Source organism: Streptomyces sp. NPDC008238, from assembly GCF_042956445.1.
Lineage (GTDB): Bacteria > Actinomycetota > Actinomycetes > Streptomycetales > Streptomycetaceae > Actinacidiphila.
Genome location: NZ_JBIBGK010000015.1, coordinates 1 through 17,891, shown reverse-complemented (window position 1 = coordinate 17,891; position 17,891 = coordinate 1). Strand labels below are relative to the sequence as shown.

The window sequence follows — 17,891 nt, the reverse complement described above, 5'->3', positions numbered from 1 at the left end:
CGCGCGCTCACGACCAGCGCGCGCTCACCCGCCCGGTTCCCGCGGCGCACGTCAGGAGCACGCCCAGCCCGGTGCGCTCGGCGGAGGCGGCGCCCTCCACCCCGTCCTTGTCCTGCGCGCCGACGAGCAGCACGTGCCACGGCGCGGCCGGCGGGTGCTCGCCCAGGGCCTCGACCGTCACCGTGTCACCCGTACGGCCCACGCGGAAGACGGCGGCCGTCGAGCCGTCCGGAGCCGGCACGGTGGCGATCGTGCCGCCGCCGTCGGCCGGGGCGTGCACCCGCAGGGTGACCCCGTCCGCCCAGTCGTACTCCGGGGCCTCCTCGGCGGCGCCGAAGGGCACCACCGAGCCGGGCCTGGCCAGCAGCGGGAGCGTGTCGAAGCCGTGCGTCTCGCGCCGCCAGCCCGGGCCCTCGACGCGCTCGCCGGTCAGCAGGTGCGTCCAGGTGCCGGCCGGGACGTAGTACTCGACCTCGCCGTCCGCGCTGAGGACCGGCGCGACCAGCACGTCGTCGCCGAGCATGTACTGCCGGTCCAGGTGCAGGCAGGCCGGGTCGTCGGGGAACTCCAGCAGCATCGCCCGCATCATCGGCGTGCCCTCGTCACGGGCCTGCAGCGCCGCCCGGTACAGGTACGGCATGAGGCGGTTCTTCAGCCGGGTGAAGTCACGGGTGACGGCGACCGCCTCGTCACCGAACTCCCACGGCACGCGGTAGGACTTGCTGCCGTGCAGCCGGCTGTGCGAGGACAGCAGGCCGAACTGCACCCAGCGCTTGAACAGCGCCGGGTCGGGCGTCCCCTCGAAGCCGCCGATGTCGTGGCTCCAGAAGCCGAAGCCCGACAGGCCCAGCGACAGGCCGCCGCGCAGGCTGTCGGCCATCGCCGTGAACGTCGACTCGCAGTCGCCGCCCCAGTGCACCGGGAACTGCTGCCCGCCCGCGGTCGCCGAGCGCGCGAAGAGCACCGCCTCGCCCTCGCCGCGCTCCTCGCGCAGCACGTCGAAGACGACCTGGTTGTAGAGCTGCGTGTAGTAGTTGTGCATGCGCTCCGGATCGGAGCCGTCGTGCCACACCACGTCGACCGGGATGCGCTCGCCGAAGTCGGTCTTGAAGACGTCGACGCCCTGCCGCAGCAGTGCCCGCAGCTTCTCCGCGTACCAGGTGCGGCCGGCGGGGCTGGTGAAGTCGACCAGCGCCATGCCCGGCTGCCACAGGTCCCACTGCCACACGTCGCCGTTCGGCCGCAGGACGAGGTGGCCCTCGCGCATGCCCTCCTCGAAGAGCGCCGACTTCTGCGCGATGTACGGGTTGATCCAGGCGGAGACGCGCAGCCCGCGCTCCTTGAGCCGGGCGAGCATGCCCTCGGGGTCGGGGAAGACCTCCGCGTCCCAGGTGAAGTCGCTCCACTGGTACTCGCGCATCCAGAAGCAGTCGAAGTGGAAGACGCTGAGCGGGATCCCGCGGTCCGCCATCCCCTGGACGAAGTGGCTGACGGTCGCCTCGTCGTAGGAGGTGGTGAAGGAGGTCGACAGCCACAGGCCGAACGACCAGGCCGGCGGCAGCGCGGGACGGCCGGTGAGGGCCGTGTAGCGGGCCAGGATCTCCTTCGGGGTGGACCCGTGGACGACGAAGTACTCCAGCGACTGGTCCTCGACGCTGAACTGCACCTGGTCGACGACCTCGGAGCCGACCTCGTACGAGACCTTGCCGGGGTGGTTGACGAAGACGCCGTAGCCGCGGTTGGTGAGGTGGAAGGGGACGTTCTTGTAGGCCTGCTCGCTGATCGTGCCGCCGTCCGCCTGCCAGATGTCCACCGTCTGGCCGTTCTTGACGAACGGGGTGAAGCGCTCGCCGAGGCCGTACACCGTCTCGCCGACGCCGAGCGAGAGCTGGGCGACCATGAAGTGCCGGTCGTCCGCGTCGGTGACGAAGCCCGTGCCGCGGGCGCCGGCCGAGGTGAGGGTGCGGCCGTCCGCGGTGAAGTCCAGGTGCCACGGGGCGGAGGCGTCGACGCGCAGCGTCAGGCCGCCCGAGGTCAGTTCGAGCAGCGAACCGTCGCGGGAGGTCTTGCCGGCGCCGCCGTCCACCGCGCCCGGCAGGGCGAACTCCGGCCCGCGGCGGGCCTTCCCGGCGTGGTGCGTGGTGCGCACGCCGATCACGCCCCCGGATGGGGACCAGCACTCCACCCTCAGCAGCGGGCTGTTGAGCGTGTCGCCGCGCTGCCGCACCGGCTTCACCGGGGCGTGCAGGACGATCCGGTCGTCCGCGACGGAGGCGTCCGCGACGGAGGTCGCGTACTTCGCCGTGACGCCCGGGCGCATCATCCAGAAGCCGTCGGTGAACTTCACGACCGCTCCTGCCGTCCCGCCCGGTGGGCGCCGATCAGGTTCCGGTACCAGTCGTAGCTGGCCTTGGGGGTGCGCTCTCCGGTGTCGTAGTCGACGCGCACGATGCCGAACCGCTGGCCGTAGCCGCGGGCCCACTCGAAGTTGTCCAGCAGCGACCAGACGTAGTAGCCGCGCACGTCCATGCCCTCGTCCATCGCGGCGCGCAGCGCGTGCAGGTGGTCGCGGAGGTAGGCCACGCGGTCGGTGTCCTCGACACGGCCGTCGGCGGAGGGGACGTCCGCCTCGGCCGAGCCGTTCTCCGTGATGAAGGCCGGCGGCAGCGAGGGGTAGCGCTCCTTGAGGTCCAGCAGCAGCGCCGTGAAGGACTCCGGGACGACGGGCCAGCCCATGGTTGTGTGCCGGGTGCCGTACGGGTCGGTCTCGCGCACACCGATGTCGACGGCGGTGCGGCGGGCCGGGTCGGGCTCGCGGTGCGGGGCGTCGGTGACGGTGAGGGGGCGGTAGAAGTTGAGGCCCACGAAGTCCAGCGGGGCCCCGATGACCTCGAGGTCGCCCTCGCGGCGGTACGAGCCGTCGGCGAGCGCGCCCCAGGTCTCGGCCTCCCCGGTGGGGTAGCGGCCGGCGAACAGCGGCTCGGTCCACGTCTCGTTGTGCAGCGTCTCTGCCCGGCGCAGCGCGGCCAGGTCGGCGGCGGAGCCGCTCGCGGCCTCGATGCGGTCGAGGTTGAGGGTGATGCCGACCTCGCGGGCACCCGCCTCGCGCAGCGCGCGCACGGCCAGGCCGTGGGCGAGCAGCAGGTGGTGGGCGGCGGCCAGCGCGCCGGTGCCCTCCTGGGCGCCGGGGGCGTGCCGGCCCTCGGCGTAGCCGACGAAGGCCGAGCAGTAGGGCTCGTTCAGGGTGATCCAGCGCTCCACGCGGTCGCCGAGCCGCTCGGCGACGGCCGTCGTGTACTCGGCGAAGGCCTCGGCCGTCGCGCGGCTGCGCCAGCCGCCCTCGTCCTCCAGGGCCTGCGGGAGGTCCCAGTGGTAGAGCGTCACGGCGGGGGAGATGCCGGCGGCGAGCAGGTCGTCGGTGAGGCGGTCGTAGAAGTCGAGGCCCTTGCCGTTGACCGCGCCGCGGCCCTGCGGGACGACGCGCGGCCAGGAGACGGAGAAGCGGTAGGAGTCGACGCCCAGGTCCGCGAGGAGGCGTACGTCCTCGGCGTGGCGGTGGTAGTGGTCGCAGGCCACGTCACCGGTGGCGCCCTCGGCCGTGCGGCCCGGGGTGTGGCTGAAGGTGTCCCAGATCGACGGGCCGCGGCCGTCCTCGTCGTGGGCGCCCTCGATCTGGTAGGCGGCGGTGGCGGCGCCGAAGCGGAAACCGGGCGGGAAGACCGGGAAATCGGTGGACATGGGGGCGTGCTCCCTCGGCAGGGTCAGTGGTGGGCGGGAAGGGACAACGGAGAACGGAGAATCCGGGAAGGGGGCGCGGGCGGTGCCGGGGTCAGGCGCCCGTCGCGCGGGGGCCCGGCGGGGCGATCCGCGCGCCCGGCACGAACGCCGGGGGGATCAGCCGGTGCCCGGGCGGCATGACGGACGCTCCCTCGGCGCGGGTGGCGATGGCCTCCACGGCGAGCCGTGTCACCGCGGCGGACATCTCGGTCACGGGCAGTTCGACGCGCGGCAGTTCCAGACCCCCCAGGTCGTCGGGGAGGTTGCCGACCGCCACGACCGCCAGGTCCTCGGGCACCCGCAGGCCCTCCGACGTCACGGCGGCGAGGATGTGCGGGAGGGCGGCCACGTGCTGCACCACCAGGGCGGTGGGCGGGTGTTCGCCGTGCAGCAGCGTCCCGATGCGCCGCGCGAGCCGCGCCATGTCGCCGGTCGACTGGTGCACGCGCACGTCGGCGCCGGTCCGCGCGGCCGCACGGCGGGCACCGGCCAGTCCGCGGACGGCGTAGCCGCGTTGCGCCAGGATCTCGCGCTCGGTGGTGGCCAGGTATGCGATGTCCCGGTGGCCAGCGGCGGCGAGTTCGCCCACGGCGAGGGCGGCGGCCGCCTCCCAGTCCAGGTCGGTCCACGGGAGCGTGGTGTCGTCGGCGGACCGGCCCAGCAACGCGGTGGGGAAGCCGAGTTCCAGCATGGCGACGATCCGCGGGTCGTCCATCTCGACGGCCATCAGGATCGCGGCGTCCGCCTGGCCGCTGCGCGCGATGCGGCGCAGGCCCGGCACGCCCTCGTGCGCGGTCATGAGCAGGACGTCGTACCCGTGGGCGCGGGCCGCGTCGCTGATCTCGATCGCGAACCGCCCGTCGACCGCCCGGTAGCCGCCCGCCACGCGGGGGAGGGCGAGCGCCAGCACGTTGGTGCGCGTGCTGCGCAGCGTGCGGGCGCTGGCGCGCGGGTGGTAGCCCAGCTCGTCGATCGCCTGCTGCACGGTGCGGCGGGTGTCCTCGGAGATCTTGCGCGAGCCGCTCAAGACGTACGACACGGTGCTGGGCGCGACCCCGGCGCGTTCGGCGACGTCCTTGATGGTGGTCATGCGGCTCCTTCGCGGCCCTGTGCCGGTTCGTCGAATCGATTCGTCGAATCGATTCGACCGCTCTGTCGCACGATGCTATGCCGCCACCCCGGGGAGAGGCAATGGCCCCCCTTCGGAGTGGTGGCGGGTGGGGGCCCTGGAGGCCGGCGGCCCCGTCCGCCGCGCCGGTCGGGGTGTCGCGGATGCCACGAGCAGGGTAGGGCCGGTGCGGGCGGCCCCGGTGGGCCGACGAGAGGGGGTCCCGTGTGGACGAGGCAACAGCGGTGCTGCTGGGCGCCGCGGTCGGCGCGTTCGGCTCGATGGTCACTGGTGGCTTCGCCTGGGCGGCGATGCGCTGGCAGGTCGTACGGCAGCGGGACCTCGACGACCGGCGGTGGCGGCGGCAGAACCGCCGCGACGCCTATGTGACGTTCATGGCCGCCTGCCGTACCGCGACCCAGGAACTCGCCTCGGCGGTGGACCATAGCGCCGCCCACCCCGACGACCCCGTGGACAACCTGGTTGCCGCCTGGCAGGCCCTCGTCCCGATGGACGCCGCGCTCGCCGCAGTGCGGCTGGAGGCGCCGGACGCGGTCATGGGCGCCGCGGGAGAACTCGCCCACGCCGTCAGCGCACTGTTCGAGGCCGCCTACCCGTTGCGATCCGGCAGTGCCGTCGACGACATCCGCGCGAATGTCCGGCCGGCCATGGACGGCTTCGCGGTGGCCAACCGCCGGTTCGCCGACCTCGCCCGGGCGGATGTCGCAGGGACTGCGGGGTGAGCGGAGGGGCGCCCGTCCCGCCTGCGAGCGGCTGCGGCGGAGCCGGGGGCTCACGGGCCGGTGGTGTGGTCCGGGGGGCCGCTCAGGGGGCGGGACGTGGCGAGGCCGGCGAGGAGGCCGACGCCGGCGGTGACCACGGGGTAGCTCAGGACGTGGTCGACGGCGGACTGCATGGCGAGGCCGGTCAGGGCGGCCGCCGCGGTCAGGACGACCGGGGTCGGGCGCGGGGAGCGCTGCAGGGCCCAGAGCAGCCAGACGTAGGAGGCGGCGAGGAAGGCGACGCCGGGCAGGCCCTGTTCCGCCGCGAGTTGCAGGGGCGCCGACTGCGGTGTGCCCGCGCCGGGCGCCGAGGGTGCTGTTCCGGCCGCCGCCTCGGCGAAGCGGCCCGGGCCGATCCCGCGTACGGGGTGGTACCGGGCGGTCTCCAGGGCGTCGTGCCACAGCCGGACCCGGGCCGGGGTGAGCTGCCCGGACAACGAGGCCGAGAGCCCCGGCGGCAGGGCGTCGACGGCGACCGCGCACGTGCCGCCGACGGCCACGACGAGGGCCAGCGCCAGGCCCGCGAGACCGAGCGCCCGGCGCGTACGGGCGGCGGCCAGGGAGCACAGGACGACGCCGAGGCACGCCGCGAACCCCGCGGCGGAGCCCACCGCCAGGGCGAAGCCGGCCGCCGTGGCGCCGAGCAGGCGCAGTCCCACCCGGAGCGGGCGGGACCGCGCGGTCCAGGCGGCGCAGCAGGCGGCGCCGGTCGCGAGCACCATGAGCGCGGCGTCGGCGTTCGCGTACCCGAGCGGCGGGGCGTCCGGGCCGCCGGACAGCCGGCCGGGCAGGGCGACCACCAGCACGACCGCGGTGAGGGCGGCCACGGCGGGGACGGCCACCGGCCGCAGGGCACCGCCGATGCGCCCGGCGGCGTATCCGGCGGTGACCGCGAGGACGGCTAGGAGCACCCCTTCCGGGCGGGCCGGGCGGCCCGCCGCGGCGACCAGCGACCACACCGCGCAGCCGGCGAGGACCAGCGCGCCCACGGCGTCCGTCCATCCGGAGCGCGGACGTTCCGCCGGGCCGGCCGCGGCACCGCCGGTGCCCGGCCGCACTCCACCGGTTCGCGTGTCCACAGCCCGCACCCCCTGACCCCCGGGGAACCCCCGACCCCGGGGTCACCGTAACCGCTGGGCCCTCGCGGTGTGGAGATCCCGTGCACGAACGGCACATGCCGCGGGCGCGGGCGTGATCGACGGAGGGCCACCGGCGAGGACGTAGGCTCGGGGGCGTGCCGATTCCCGAATTCCTCCGCGAGCTGCGGGCCGTCGTCGGCCACCGGCAGCTGCTCCTGCCCGGTGTCACGGCGGTCGTCCTCGACGACGACGGACGCGTCCTGCTGAACCGGCGGGCGGACAACGGCCGCTGGTCCCTCATCGGCGGCATCGCGGAACCCGGCGAGCAGCCCGCCGAGACCGCCGTCCGCGAGGTGCTGGAGGAGACCGGGGTGCGTGCGGTCGCGGAGCGCGTCGTCCTCGTCCAGACGATCGACCCCGTCCTGTACCCCAACGGGGACCGCTGCCAGTACGTGGACATCACCTTCCGCTGCCGCGCCGTCGGCGGCCGGGCCAGGGTCGCCGACGACGAGTCGCTGGACGTCGGCTGGTTCGACGTGGACGGCCTGCCCGACCTCGGCAACCACGGGCGGCTCCGGCTCAAGCACGCGCTGTCCGACGGCCCGACCTGGTTCGAGCCCGCGGGACCGCCGCAGGGGTGAGCCGCGGAGGTGAGCCGCAGGAGCGAGTGTGCGCCGCCCCCACGGGCGGTCACAGGAGTGTGGGCGGCGCACACATCGGTCGGCGCCCGCGCGCTGCCTAGCCTGCAGTGCATGACGCCCACGCCCCCCGCGCCCCGTCCCGCAGCAGGCCCCCTCCCGCCCTCCGCGGCACCGGACCTGGACGGACGCACCGCCCTCGTCACCGGAGCCGCCGGCGGCATCGGCCGCGCGTGCGTCCTGCGCCTGGCCGCCGCCGGCGCCAAGGTGCGGGCCGCCGACCGGGACGCCGAAGGCCTGGCCGAACTCGCGGAACAGGCGGCGACGGGCGGCCGCCCCGGCGCCGTGGAGACCGTGACCCTGGACCTGACCGACCTCGACGCCGCCGAGCAGGCCGCCGAGGGCACCGACATCCTGGTCAACAACGCGGGCCTGCAGCTCGTCCGCCCGATCGAGGACTTCCCGCCGGACGTCTTCGCCACGGTGCTGCGGGTGATGCTGGAGGCGCCCTTCCGGCTGATCCGGGGGGCGCTGCCGCACATGTACGGGCAGGGCTGGGGCCGGATCGTGAACATCTCCTCCGTCCACGGACTGCGGGCCTCGGCCTACAAGAGCGCCTACGTCTCGGCCAAGCACGGGCTGGAGGGGCTCTCCAAGACCGCCGCCCTGGAGGGCGCCGCGCGGGGCGTCACCTCCAACTGCATCAGCCCCGCCTACGTGCGCACTCCGCTCGTCGAGCTGCAGATCGCCGACCAGGCGGCCGCGCACGGCATCGAACCCGAGCGGGTCGTCACCGAGATCATGCTCGCCGACTCCGCCGTGAAGCGGCTGGTGGAGCCGGAGGAGGTGGCCGAGCTCACCGCCTACCTCTGCACGCCGCAGGCGTCCTTCATCACCGGTGCCTCGCTCGCCATGGACGGCGGATGGACGGCACACTGATCTGCCGGTATCCCTGACAGCGTGCCGCGCGACCCACACGAAGCCCCCGACGACCACGGCGGAACCATGGCTCCCCACAGCCCTTCCGACGCGCCCTTCCTGCGGCTGCTCGCCCGCGGGGCACCGGCCGAGGAGTACGAGCGGCCCGTCCTCGCGGCCAGGGCCGCGGGCGCGCCGCCCGCCGTGCTGGCGGAGATGGAGCAGGCCAAGCTGCTGGCCCTGCGCGTGCGCGCGGAACTGGAGGGCCGGCGGCGGCGCGAGGCCGAGCTGTCGGCGCTCTTCGAGACCGCCGGCGACCTCGCGGGGCTGCGCGACCTGGACTCGGTGCTGCAGGCCATCGTGCAGCGGGCCAGGTCCCTGCTCGGCACGGACGTCGCCTACCTCAGCCTGATCGACCGCAAGGCCGGGGACACCTACATGCGGGTCACCGAGGGGTCGGTCTCCGCCGAGTTCCAGCGGGTGCGGCTCGGGATGGGGGAGGGGCTCGGCGGCCTGGTCGCGCAGACCGCGCTGCCCTACGTCACCGAGTCCTACTTCGACGACGAACGCTTCCGGCACACCCACCCGATCGACTCGGCCGTGCACGACGAGGGACTGGTGGCGATCCTCGGCGTGCCCCTCGTGCTGGGCACCGGCGTCATCGGTGTGCTGTACGCCGCCGACCGCAGGGCCCGGGTCTTCGAACGCGGCCAGATCGCCCTGCTGGCCTCCCTCGCCTCGCTCGCCGCCGTCGCCATCGACACGGCGAACCTGCTGGACGAGACCCGGTCCGCGCTCGCCGACCTCGGCACCGCCAACGACACCATCCGCGACCACAGCGCCGTGCTGGAACGTGCCTCCGAGGTGCACGACCGGCTCACCGAACTCGTCCTGCGCGGCGGCGGGGTGGACGACGTCGCGGACGCCGTCGCCGAGGTGCTCTCCGGGACGGTGCGGGTCGTCGGCACCGACCGCGACCCCGTGCCCGACGCGCTCGCCGACGCCGTCGCCCGCTCCCGGAAGGACGGCCACGCCGTACGGCAGGGCGAGACCTGGACCGCCGCCGTCACCGCGGGCGGTGAACTGCTGGGCGCCCTGGTGCTGCACGGCCATCCCGGACTCGATCCCGTCGACCAGCGCACCCTGGAGCGGGCCGCGATGGTCACCTCCCTGCTGCTGCTCGCCCGGCGCACCGCCGCCGAGGCGGAGCAGCGCTTCCGCGGCGAACTCCTGGACGACCTGCTCGACGCCCCGCACCGCGACCCCGGCCTGCTGCGCGAACGCGCGGGCCGGCTGCGCGCCGACCTCGACGCCCCGCACGTCGTGCTCGCCGCCCGCGTCGACGAGGAGCACGCCGGAGCCGCCGCCGACCGGCAGCGGCTGTGGTCGGCCGCCTCCCACCTCGCCGCCACCCGGCGGGGCCTCGCCGCCGCGCGCGACGGCGGCACGGTGTTGCTGCTCCCGCTGGAACCGGGCTCCGACGCCTCCGCCACCGCCCGCCGCGTCGCCCAGCAGCTGGGTACGGCGGTGCAGGCGGCCGTCACCGTGGGGGCCTCCGGCCCCGTCCGTTCGCCGGCCGGCCGTCCCGGTTCCGTCGCCCTGGCCTACGCGGAGGCGCAGCGCTGCGGGGACACGTTGCGCGCCCTCGGCCGGGCCGGGGAGGGCGCCGCGGGCGACGACTTCGGCTTCCTCGGCCTGCTGCTGACCGAGTCGCGCGACGTCGACGGCTTTGTGCACCGCACGATCGGCACCGTCGCCGACTACGACGCCCGCCGCGGCACCGAACTCGTGCGCACCCTGGACGCCTACTTCGCCAGCGGGATGAGCCCCGTACGCACCAAGGACGCCCTCCACGTGCACGTCAACACCGTCGCGCAGCGCCTGGAACGGATCTCGCACCTGCTCGGCGCCGGCTGGCAGTCCCCGGAGCGCGCACTGGAGATCCAGCTCGCGCTGCGCCTGCACGGCCTGGCGGCCGGACGTCAGGAACCGCCCGGCCCCGCAGGTCAGGACTGATCCGGGCCCGCGACCAGCTCCACCTCGAAGCCGTCGGTGTTCTCCAGGTAGGCGGCGTAGTGCCGCTCGCCCCCGGCGTACGGATGCAGCGCGGGGAACATCAGCGTCCAGCCGTGCAGTGGCGAGCGCGCCACCAGCGCGTCCAGCTCCGTGCGGCCCGCGACGTGGAAGGCGAGGTGGTTCAGCCCCGGCGCGCGGCGCTCGTGCCGCCCCCCGAAGCGGTCGACCAGGTCCGGCGACCGTTCGACGACGATATAGGTCGCCCCCAGACGCCAGCTGCGGCCGGCCTCCCACCGCTGGTGGGGGACGTAGCCGAGCTCGCCCAGCAGCCAGCCCCACTCGGCGTCCGCGCGCTCGAGGTCGGGAACCCACAACTCGACATGGTGCAATACCCCCGTCATCGCTCCTCCGTCACTCACGGTAACGACAGTAGACCCCGCCACTGACAACGGCGGGGTCCACGCATCGGGGGTGGGGGAACGGCGGCCGACCCGGGTCAGCCCGCGTGGGCCGACGGGGCCAGCGGGGCGTCCTGCGCCGCCCCGGCCTCGACGGCGTCGAGGTCGCGGCCGCGGGTCTCCTTGGCCACGCCGACCGCGATCAGCGTGAGCAGGGCGGCGGCGATCACGTACAGCGCGATCGGGACCGAGCTGTCGTAGGACGCGAGCAGCGCCGTCGCGATGAGCGGCGCCGGGGCGCCCGCGGCCACGGAGGCGAACTGTGCACCGATGGAGGCACCGGAGTAGCGCATGCGGGTCGCGAACATCTCCGTGAAGAAGGCCGCCTGCGGCGCGTACATGGCACCGTGCAGCACCAGACCGCCCGTGACGGCCAGCAGCAGGGCCGGGAAGCTCTTCGTGTCGATCAGCGCGAAGAAGGGGAAGGCCCACAGCCCCACGCCCGCGGCGCCCAGCAGGTACACGGGCCTGCGCCCGACACGGTCCGAGAGCGCGCCCCAGGCGGGGATCACGGCGAAGTGCACCGCGGAGGCGATGAGCACGGCGTTGAGCGCGGTCTGCTTGCCCAGGGCCGCGTGCTCGGTGGCGTAGACCAGCACGAACGCGGTGATGACGTAGTAGCTGATGTTCTCCGCCATGCGGGCACCCATCGCCACCAGGACGTCCCGCCAGTGGTCGCGGAGCACCGAGACCAGCGGCAGCCGCTCCATCGCGGACTCCTCCGTCCGGCGCGCCTCCGCCCTGGCCAGCGCCGCCTTGAACACCGGCGACTCGTCGACCGACAGCCGGATCCACAGCCCCACCATCACGAGCACGCCCGAGAGCAGGAACGGGATGCGCCAGCCCCACGAGGTGAAGGCCTCGTCGGAGAGCAGCGCGGTCAGCGCGGACAGCACACCGGTGGCGAGCAGCTGGCCGGCCGGCGCGCCCGTCTGCGGCCACGACGCCCAGAAGCCGCGCCGCTTCGCGTCGCCGTGCTCCGAGACCAGCAGCACCGCGCCGCCCCACTCCCCGCCGAGGGCGAAGCCCTGCACCAGACGGAGCACGGTGAGCAGCACCGGAGCGGCGACGCCGATCGTGGCGAACGTGGGCAGCAGGCCGATGCAGAAGGTCGCGCCGCCCATGAGCAGCAGGCTCAGCACGAGCAGCCGCTTGCGGCCGAGACGGTCCCCGTAGTGGCCGAAGACCAGGGCGCCGACCGGGCGGGCGGCGAAGCCGACCGCGTAGGTGAGGAACGACAGCAGGGTGCCGACCAGGGGTTCCTCGCCGGGGAAGAACAGCTTGTTGAACACGAGCGCGGCGGCGGAACCGTAGAGGAAGAAGTCGTACCACTCGATGGTGGTGCCGATGAGGCTCGCCGCGACGATTCTGCGGAGCGAGCCGGGTGCGGTGGGCGCGGGTGCCGGGGTTGCCATGGTCACCACTTCCGGGCGGGGGGCGGGGGACGTTTCCGATGTCGCCACACCGTAGGAACGGCCACGTCACGCTCCCATGTGGTGGAACCCCACAGTTGCGCCGCCGGGTATCCGGGCGGGCACCATGAGCGCGCGCCCCGGGACGCCGGGCGCGCCCCGGCCCGGCGCCGAGGGTGGCGCCTGCCCCCGGGAGGGTCCATTCGAGTGATGCGCGCTCACGAGATATCTTGATGTCGAGCAATGTTGCAGACGTGGAGCGGAGCACCCGGTGACTGACTCGACCATCATCTATACGCACACCGACGAGGCGCCGGCGCTGGCGACGTACTCGTTCCTGCCCGTGATCCAGGCCTACGCCTCCACGGCCGGAGTCGCCGTGGAGACCCGTGACATCTCCCTGGCCGGGCGCATCATCGCGAGCTTCCCCGAGTACCTGGAGGAGGGCCAGCGCATCGCCGACGCCCTCGCCGAGCTCGGCGAGCTCGCCAAGACCCCGGCCGCCAACATCATCAAGCTGCCGAACGTCTCGGCCTCGATCCCGCAGCTGAAGGCCGCGATCGCGGAGCTGCAGGAGCAGGGCTACGCGCTGCCCGACTACCCGGACGACCCCAAGTCCGACGAGGACGAGGACGTCCGCGCCCGCTACGACAAGATCAAGGGCAGCGCCGTCAACCCCGTCCTGCGCGAGGGCAACTCCGACCGCCGCGCCCCCGCCTCGGTGAAGAACTACGCCAAGGCGCACCCGCACCGCATGGGCGCCTGGTCGGCCGACTCGAAGACGAACGTCGCGCACATGACGGCCGACGACTTCCGTTCCACCGAGAAGTCCGCCGTCATCGCCGAGGACGGCGCCCTGCGCATCGAGCTGGTCGGTGACGACGGCACCACCACCGTGCTGCGCGAGTCCGTGCCGGTGCTGGCGGGCGAGGTCGTGGACGCCTCCGTCATGCGCGTCGCCGTGCTGCGCGAGTTCCTCGGCGAGCAGGTCGCGCGCGCCAAGGCCGAGGACGTCCTGTTCTCGGTGCACCTGAAGGCCACGATGATGAAGGTCTCCGACCCGATCGTCTTCGGCCACGTCGTCCGCGCCTTCTTCCCCAAGACCTTCGCCCAGTACGGCGAGGCCTTCGCGGCGGCCGGCCTCACCCCGAACGACGGCCTCGGCGGCATCCTCAAGGGCGTCGAGTCCCTGGCCGACGGCGCGGCGATCAAGGCCTCCTTCGAGGCCGAGCTGGCCGAGGGCCCGGCCCTGGCCATGGTCGACTCCGACCGCGGCATCACCAACCTGCACGTCCCGAGCGACGTCATCGTCGACGCCTCCATGCCGGCCATGATCCGCACCTCCGGCCACATGTGGGGCCCGGACGGCCAGGAGGCCGACACCCTCGCGGTGCTCCCGGACAGCAGCTACGCCGGCATCTACCAGGCCGTCATCGACGACTGCCGCGCGCACGGCGCCTTCGACCCTTCGACGATGGGCTCGGTGCCCAACGTCGGCCTCATGGCGCAGAAGGCCGAGGAGTACGGCAGCCACGACAAGACCTTCGAGGTCCAGCACACCGGTACGGTGCGCCTGGTCGACCAGGCGGGCGACGTCGTGCTGGAGCAGGCCGTCTCCGCGGGCGACATCTTCCGCGCCTGCCAGACCAAGGACGCCCCGATCAGGGACTGGGTCAAGCTCGCCGTCACCCGCGCCCGCGCGACCGGCGACCCGGCGGTCTTCTGGCTGGACGCGGAGCGCGCCCACGACGCGAACCTGATCGCCAAGGTCGAGCAGTACCTGCCGGAGCACGACACCGAGGGCCTGCAGATCGAGATCAAGTCGCCGGTCGAGGCGACGAAGTTCTCCCTGGAGCGCATCCGCCGCGGCGAGAACACGATCTCCGTCACCGGCAACGTGCTGCGTGACTACCTGACCGACCTTTTCCCGATCCTGGAGCTGGGCACCAGCGCCAAGATGCTGTCGGTCGTGCCCCTGATGAACGGCGGCGGCCTCTTCGAGACCGGCGCCGGCGGCTCCGCGCCCAAGCACGTCCAGCAGCTGGTCAAGGAGAACTATCTGCGCTGGGACAGCCTCGGCGAGTTCCTGGCCCTCGCGGTGAGCTTCGAGCACCTGGCGACCACCACGGGCAACGCCCGCGCCCAGGTGCTGGCCGACACCCTCGACCGCGCCACGGGCACCTTCCTCAACGAGGACAAGTCGCCCAGCCGCCGGCTCGGCGGCATCGACAACCGCGGCAGCCACTTCTACCTGGCCATGTACTGGGCCCAGGAGCTGGCCGGGCAGACGGACGACGCGGAGCTGGCCAAGGCCTTCGGCGCGCTCGCCCGGACGCTGACCGAGAAGGAGCAGACGATCGTCGACGAGCTGATCGCCGTGCAGGGCTCCCCGGCGGAGATCGGCGGCTACTACCAGCCCGACCCGGCCAAGGCCGCGGCCGTCATGCGCCCGTCCGCGACCTTCAACGAGGCGCTGGCGACGCTCGCCTGACGCGAGCCGACGACACCCGCGGTACGACGCGAACCGCCCCGGCTGGTGATCCAGCCGGGGCGGTCCCGTGTCCGGGGCGGGGCGTGCCCTACGCGGCTACGCGAAGACGCCGTCCAGCCACGCCTGCCAGCGCTCGCCGGCCCGCTCGCCGTCCGCGCCGGGGGCGAAGTCGTGCACGCTGACGCCGACCGGGGCGCCCCAGTGGTTGCGGCCGAAGACGCGGTACATCGCGTCGCCGGTCCGCAGGCCGACGAAGTACCGGTCGCGGTAGTCGACCACGGCCTCCACCGGCCCGGCGCCGGGCAGTTCGACCCGCACCCCGGCGCCTTCGGCGGCGTCGTCCGGCACCCCGAGGGCCCGGGTGACGACGCCGAGGGCGTCCGGCGCGGTGGACGCGGCGGGCCCGTTGACGGTGGCGAAGGCCGCCGGCCGTCCGGTGAAGTGGGTCAGGTACTGGCGCAGGGTGTGCAGGTAGAAGTCGGTGTGCTTGCTCGCGCCGTCGTACTGGTTGTCCCAGTCGTCAACGAAGACGCCGCTGTGGACGTAGCGCACCCAGGCACCGCCGCCCTCGCGCTCCTCGATGACGTGCTCGAGCTGGTTGAAGGTCTGGCGCGCGGCTTCGAGGTCCTCCGCGCGGGCGATCAGGTGGTGCGGCGGGTCCCAGGCGGTGATGGTGCCGCCGAAGGACGCGGCGCCGCCCTTGCGCGGCTCGAACTCCTGGGGCCAGAGCCAGCCGGCCGAGCCGGTGGTGACGGCCTCCCAGACCTCTTCCGGACCGGCCTCGGTCGCGAACTCGCGGACGATCTCGAATTCCTTGGACATGATGCTGCTCGCTCCTCGTGGGACGGGCTCGGGCGCCCGGACGGCGTGGTGGGTGGTGGGCGGTGGGGCGGGGCGGTGCCCGGCGGTGCGGTGCCGGACGTGACGGTTCACGGGCCGCACCGGGCGGTCGTGCTCAGGGCAGCTCGGCCCGGGGCGGCTCGGCTCCCGGGGACGCCTCGACGGCTGCCGGTGCGGTCTCCCCGGGCGCGGGCCCGGGCGCGGGTTCCTTGACGGTGGGGTGGAGGGCCACCACGATGCGGTGGTCGCGTCCGCCCTCGCCGTCCGCGTCGTGGTACTTGGCGATCAGCGCGCTCACCCCGCGGGTCAGCTCCTCCACGAACGCGGCCCGGTCGGCGGCGGAGGCGAAGCGCACCTCCCCGTCGAGGGCGTACGTCGCGAGCCGCTTGCGGGCCCGGGCCGCGCCGGTGATCAGGGTGCCGACGTCGCGGACGAGCCGGGCGGCGACGGCCAGCAGCCAGCGCGCGGACAACTGGTCGCGGAAGCGACCGGGGTCCGGCTGGACGGCGGCCAGCGCGAGCGGGGAGATCACGTACGAGGCGGCGGTGGCCCGCATCAGCCGCTCGGTGACGTTGCCCTTGCGGCGCTCGCCGGCCAGTTCGACCAGACCGTGCGCCTCCAGTGTCCGCAGGTGGTAGTTCACCTTCTGCCGGGGCAGCCCGACCCGGGCGGCGAGCATGGCCGCCGACGCGGGCCCCTCCGCCAGCTCGGCGAGGAGCCGGGCCCGGACAGGGTCCAGGGTGGCGGCGGCCGCCGCCGAGTCCTCGATGACGCTCACGTCCAACATGGCTCCACCTTCTCACCGACAAATTATTTTGTCCAGCCCAAATTTCTTGTCGGTGGACCCCGGACACCGGACGGCAACGCCCGAGCCGGGGACGGAACACCGATTTCACCTGCCACGCGAACGCCCCTGACACACCGGTGGGCGGTGTCCGCGCAGATGACGCGACGGAACGCCCAGGGCCCCATCGCGTTACAGCGTGGTACTGCACCCCGTACCGCGTGGCTCCTAGGGTCAGCCGTCAAGCGGCCCGGAGTTCGCCTCCGCGGCCCGCCCATTGCCGCGACGTCGGAGGGAAGACCGATGAGTCGAGTAGTGCGCGCCGCGCTCGTCCAGACGAAGTGGACCGGCGACAAGGAGTCGATGACCGCCCTGCACGAGCGGTACGCCCGCGAGGCCGCCGCCCAGGGGGCGCAGGTGATCGGCTTCCAGGAGGTGTTCAACGCCCCGTACTTCTGCCAGGTGCAGGAGCCCGAGCACTACCAGTGGGCGGAGCCGGTGCCGGACGGCCCGACGATCGTGCGGATGCAGGCGCTCGCCAAGGAACTCCGCATGGTGATGGTCGTCCCGGTCTACGAGGTCGAGCAGGCGGGCTTCTACTACAACACCGCCGCTGTGATCGACGCCGACGGCAGCTACCTGGGCAAGTACCGCAAGCACCACATCCCGCAGGTCAAGGGCTTCTGGGAGAAGTACTACTTCAAGCCCGGCAACCTGGGCTGGCCGGTCTTCGACACGGCCGTCGGCAAGGTCGGCGTCTACATCTGCTACGACCGCCACTTCCCCGAGGGCTGGCGGGCGCTCGGCCTCGCCGGTGCCGAGCTGGTCTACAACCCCTCCGCCACCTCGCGCGGGCTGTCCGCCTACCTGTGGCAGCTGGAGCAGCCGGCCGCCGCCGTCGCCAATGAGTACTTCGTCGCCGCGATCAACCGGGTCGGCCAGGAGGAGTACGGCGACAACGACTTCTACGGCACGTCCTACTTCGTCGACCCGCGCGGCCAGTTCGTGGGCGACGTCGCCTCCGACAAGGAGGAGGAACTGCTCGTGCGCGACCTGGACTTCGGGAGGATCGAGGAGGTCCGCCGGCAGTGGGCCTTCTACCGCGACCGCCGCCCCGACGCCTACGGCCCGCTGACCGAGGCCTGAGGAGAGGGAGGGAACCCGTGAGCCGAACCCTGATCCGCGGCGGCCTCGTCATCACCGCCGCCGAGGAGGTCCACGCCGACGTCCTCGTCGAGGACGAGAAGGTCGTCGCCCTCGCCGCCGCCGGCAGCACGGTCGCGGAGGGCTGGACGGCCGACACCGTGATCGACGCCACCGGGAAGTACGTCATTCCGGGCGGTGTCGACGCGCACACCCACATGGAGCTGCCCTTCGGTGGCACTTTCGCCTCGGACACCTTCGAGACCGGTACGCGGGCCGCGGCCTGGGGCGGGACGACGACGATCGTGGACTTCGCGGTGCAGTCGGTGGGCGAGTCGCTGCGCTCCGGCCTGGACACCTGGCACGCCAAGGCCGACGCCCAGTGCGCCATCGACTACGGCTTCCACATGATCCTCTCCGACGTCAACGAGGACACCCTCAAGGA

At 73.6% G+C, this 17,891-nt stretch carries 15 protein-coding genes; 7 read left to right on the top strand and 8 right to left on the bottom strand.

Translation table 11 applies throughout. From position 1 onward, the window contains the following. Positions 1 to 7: 7 nt before the first annotated feature. The 3 genes from yicI to ACFZAU_RS26435 form a co-directional block, all read right to left on the bottom strand. Complete coding sequence (gene yicI / locus ACFZAU_RS26445) at positions 8 to 2,347, bottom strand: alpha-xylosidase (RefSeq protein ID WP_500554236.1); 2,340 nt, start codon at positions 2,345 to 2,347, stop codon at positions 8 to 10. Beyond that, the gene (locus ACFZAU_RS26440) at positions 2,344 to 3,738 is read right to left on the bottom strand and encodes a GH1 family beta-glucosidase (RefSeq protein WP_500554235.1); all 1,395 of its coding nucleotides are present in this window, start codon (positions 3,736 to 3,738) and stop codon (positions 2,344 to 2,346) included. The genes yicI and ACFZAU_RS26440 overlap by 4 nt, the downstream gene beginning before the upstream one ends. A 91-nt stretch (positions 3,739 to 3,829) precedes the next feature. Beyond that, positions 3,830 to 4,867 carry a LacI family DNA-binding transcriptional regulator gene (locus ACFZAU_RS26435; protein ID WP_500554234.1) on the bottom strand — a complete coding sequence of 346 codons (1,038 nt, stop codon included), beginning with the start codon at positions 4,865 to 4,867 and terminating at the stop codon, positions 3,830 to 3,832. 245 nt (positions 4,868 to 5,112) lie between these two features. Here ACFZAU_RS26435 and ACFZAU_RS26430 point away from each other — a divergent pair, with 245 nt between their 5' ends. Next, positions 5,113 to 5,628 carry a hypothetical protein gene (locus ACFZAU_RS26430; protein ID WP_500554233.1) on the top strand — a complete coding sequence of 172 codons (516 nt, stop codon included), beginning with the start codon at positions 5,113 to 5,115 and terminating at the stop codon, positions 5,626 to 5,628. A gap of 50 nt (positions 5,629 to 5,678) precedes the next feature. Here the strand turns inward: ACFZAU_RS26430 and ACFZAU_RS26425 are convergent, their stop codons facing one another. Continuing rightward, positions 5,679 to 6,746, bottom strand: a complete 1,068-nt coding sequence (locus ACFZAU_RS26425) for an O-antigen ligase family protein (protein ID WP_500554232.1) — start codon at positions 6,744 to 6,746, stop codon at positions 5,679 to 5,681. Between the two features lie 155 nt (positions 6,747 to 6,901). Here ACFZAU_RS26425 and ACFZAU_RS26420 point away from each other — a divergent pair, with 155 nt between their 5' ends. From ACFZAU_RS26420 to ACFZAU_RS26410, 3 genes are all read left to right on the top strand, one after another. Next, positions 6,902 to 7,387, top strand: a complete 486-nt coding sequence (locus ACFZAU_RS26420; protein WP_500463040.1) for an NUDIX hydrolase — start codon at positions 6,902 to 6,904, stop codon at positions 7,385 to 7,387. 111 nt (positions 7,388 to 7,498) lie between these two features. Then, entirely contained in the window at positions 7,499 to 8,323 is an 825-nt protein-coding gene (locus tag ACFZAU_RS26415; RefSeq protein ID WP_500554231.1) for a 3-hydroxybutyrate dehydrogenase, read from the top strand. Positions 8,324 to 8,389: 66 nt separating this feature from the next. Then, on the top strand, positions 8,390 to 10,318 hold the full coding sequence (locus tag ACFZAU_RS26410; RefSeq protein WP_500554230.1) for a helix-turn-helix domain-containing protein: 1,929 nt from the start codon (positions 8,390 to 8,392) through the stop codon (positions 10,316 to 10,318). Here ACFZAU_RS26410 and ACFZAU_RS26405 read toward each other — a convergent pair. Together ACFZAU_RS26405 and ACFZAU_RS26400 are read right to left on the bottom strand one after the other, a co-directional pair. Further along, on the bottom strand, positions 10,309 to 10,719 hold the full coding sequence (locus ACFZAU_RS26405) for a VOC family protein (protein ID WP_500554229.1): 411 nt from the start codon (positions 10,717 to 10,719) through the stop codon (positions 10,309 to 10,311). The two genes, ACFZAU_RS26410 and ACFZAU_RS26405, sit on opposite strands and share 10 nt — an antisense overlap. Before the next feature lie 95 nt (positions 10,720 to 10,814). Next, a complete protein-coding gene (locus ACFZAU_RS26400) occupies positions 10,815 to 12,191 on the bottom strand; it encodes an MFS transporter (RefSeq protein WP_500554228.1) in 1,377 nt (458 codons plus the stop codon). Between the two features lie 268 nt (positions 12,192 to 12,459). On the opposite strand from ACFZAU_RS26400, the gene ACFZAU_RS26395 reads away from it, so the two are divergent. Then, positions 12,460 to 14,679, top strand: a complete 2,220-nt coding sequence (locus tag ACFZAU_RS26395; RefSeq protein ID WP_500554227.1) for an NADP-dependent isocitrate dehydrogenase — start codon at positions 12,460 to 12,462, stop codon at positions 14,677 to 14,679. Positions 14,680 to 14,775: 96 nt separating this feature from the next. On the opposite strand, the gene ACFZAU_RS26390 is transcribed toward ACFZAU_RS26395, so the two are convergent. Continuing rightward, the gene (locus ACFZAU_RS26390) at positions 14,776 to 15,501 is read right to left on the bottom strand and encodes an SRPBCC family protein (protein ID WP_499607504.1); all 726 of its coding nucleotides are present in this window, start codon (positions 15,499 to 15,501) and stop codon (positions 14,776 to 14,778) included. A 133-nt stretch (positions 15,502 to 15,634) separates the two neighbouring features. After that, positions 15,635 to 16,306: an ArsR/SmtB family transcription factor gene (locus tag ACFZAU_RS26385; protein WP_500554226.1), complete on the bottom strand. Its 672-nt coding sequence runs from the start codon at positions 16,304 to 16,306 to the stop codon at positions 15,635 to 15,637. A gap of 300 nt (positions 16,307 to 16,606) precedes the next feature. On the opposite strand from ACFZAU_RS26385, the gene ACFZAU_RS26380 reads away from it, so the two are divergent. Continuing rightward, entirely contained in the window at positions 16,607 to 17,449 is an 843-nt protein-coding gene (locus tag ACFZAU_RS26380) for a nitrilase-related carbon-nitrogen hydrolase (protein WP_500554225.1), read from the top strand. A 17-nt stretch (positions 17,450 to 17,466) separates the two neighbouring features. Beyond that, the coding region (locus ACFZAU_RS26375; RefSeq protein ID WP_500554224.1) for an amidohydrolase family protein at positions 17,467 to 17,891 on the top strand (425 nt) is incomplete at its 3' end.

What these genes read in the sequence shown, in the direction of transcription:
- ACFZAU_RS26385 (WP_500554226.1), bottom strand. Translation starts at nt 16,306, where the DNA reads ATGTTGGACGTGAGCGTCATCGAGGACTCGGCGGCGGCCGCCGCCACC.
- ACFZAU_RS26435 (WP_500554234.1), bottom strand. Translation starts at nt 4,867, where the DNA reads ATGACCACCATCAAGGACGTCGCCGAACGCGCCGGGGTCGCGCCCAGC.
- ACFZAU_RS26380 (WP_500554225.1), top strand. Translation starts at nt 16,607, where the DNA reads ATGAGTCGAGTAGTGCGCGCCGCGCTCGTCCAGACGAAGTGGACCGGC.
- ACFZAU_RS26390 (WP_499607504.1), bottom strand. Translation starts at nt 15,501, where the DNA reads ATGTCCAAGGAATTCGAGATCGTCCGCGAGTTCGCGACCGAGGCCGGT.
- ACFZAU_RS26400 (WP_500554228.1), bottom strand. Translation starts at nt 12,191, where the DNA reads ATGGCAACCCCGGCACCCGCGCCCACCGCACCCGGCTCGCTCCGCAGA.
- ACFZAU_RS26415 (WP_500554231.1), top strand. Translation starts at nt 7,499, where the DNA reads ATGACGCCCACGCCCCCCGCGCCCCGTCCCGCAGCAGGCCCCCTCCCG.
- ACFZAU_RS26410 (WP_500554230.1), top strand. Translation starts at nt 8,390, where the DNA reads ATGGCTCCCCACAGCCCTTCCGACGCGCCCTTCCTGCGGCTGCTCGCC.
- ACFZAU_RS26405 (WP_500554229.1), bottom strand. Translation starts at nt 10,719, where the DNA reads ATGACGGGGGTATTGCACCATGTCGAGTTGTGGGTTCCCGACCTCGAG.
- ACFZAU_RS26440 (WP_500554235.1), bottom strand. Translation starts at nt 3,738, where the DNA reads ATGTCCACCGATTTCCCGGTCTTCCCGCCCGGTTTCCGCTTCGGCGCC.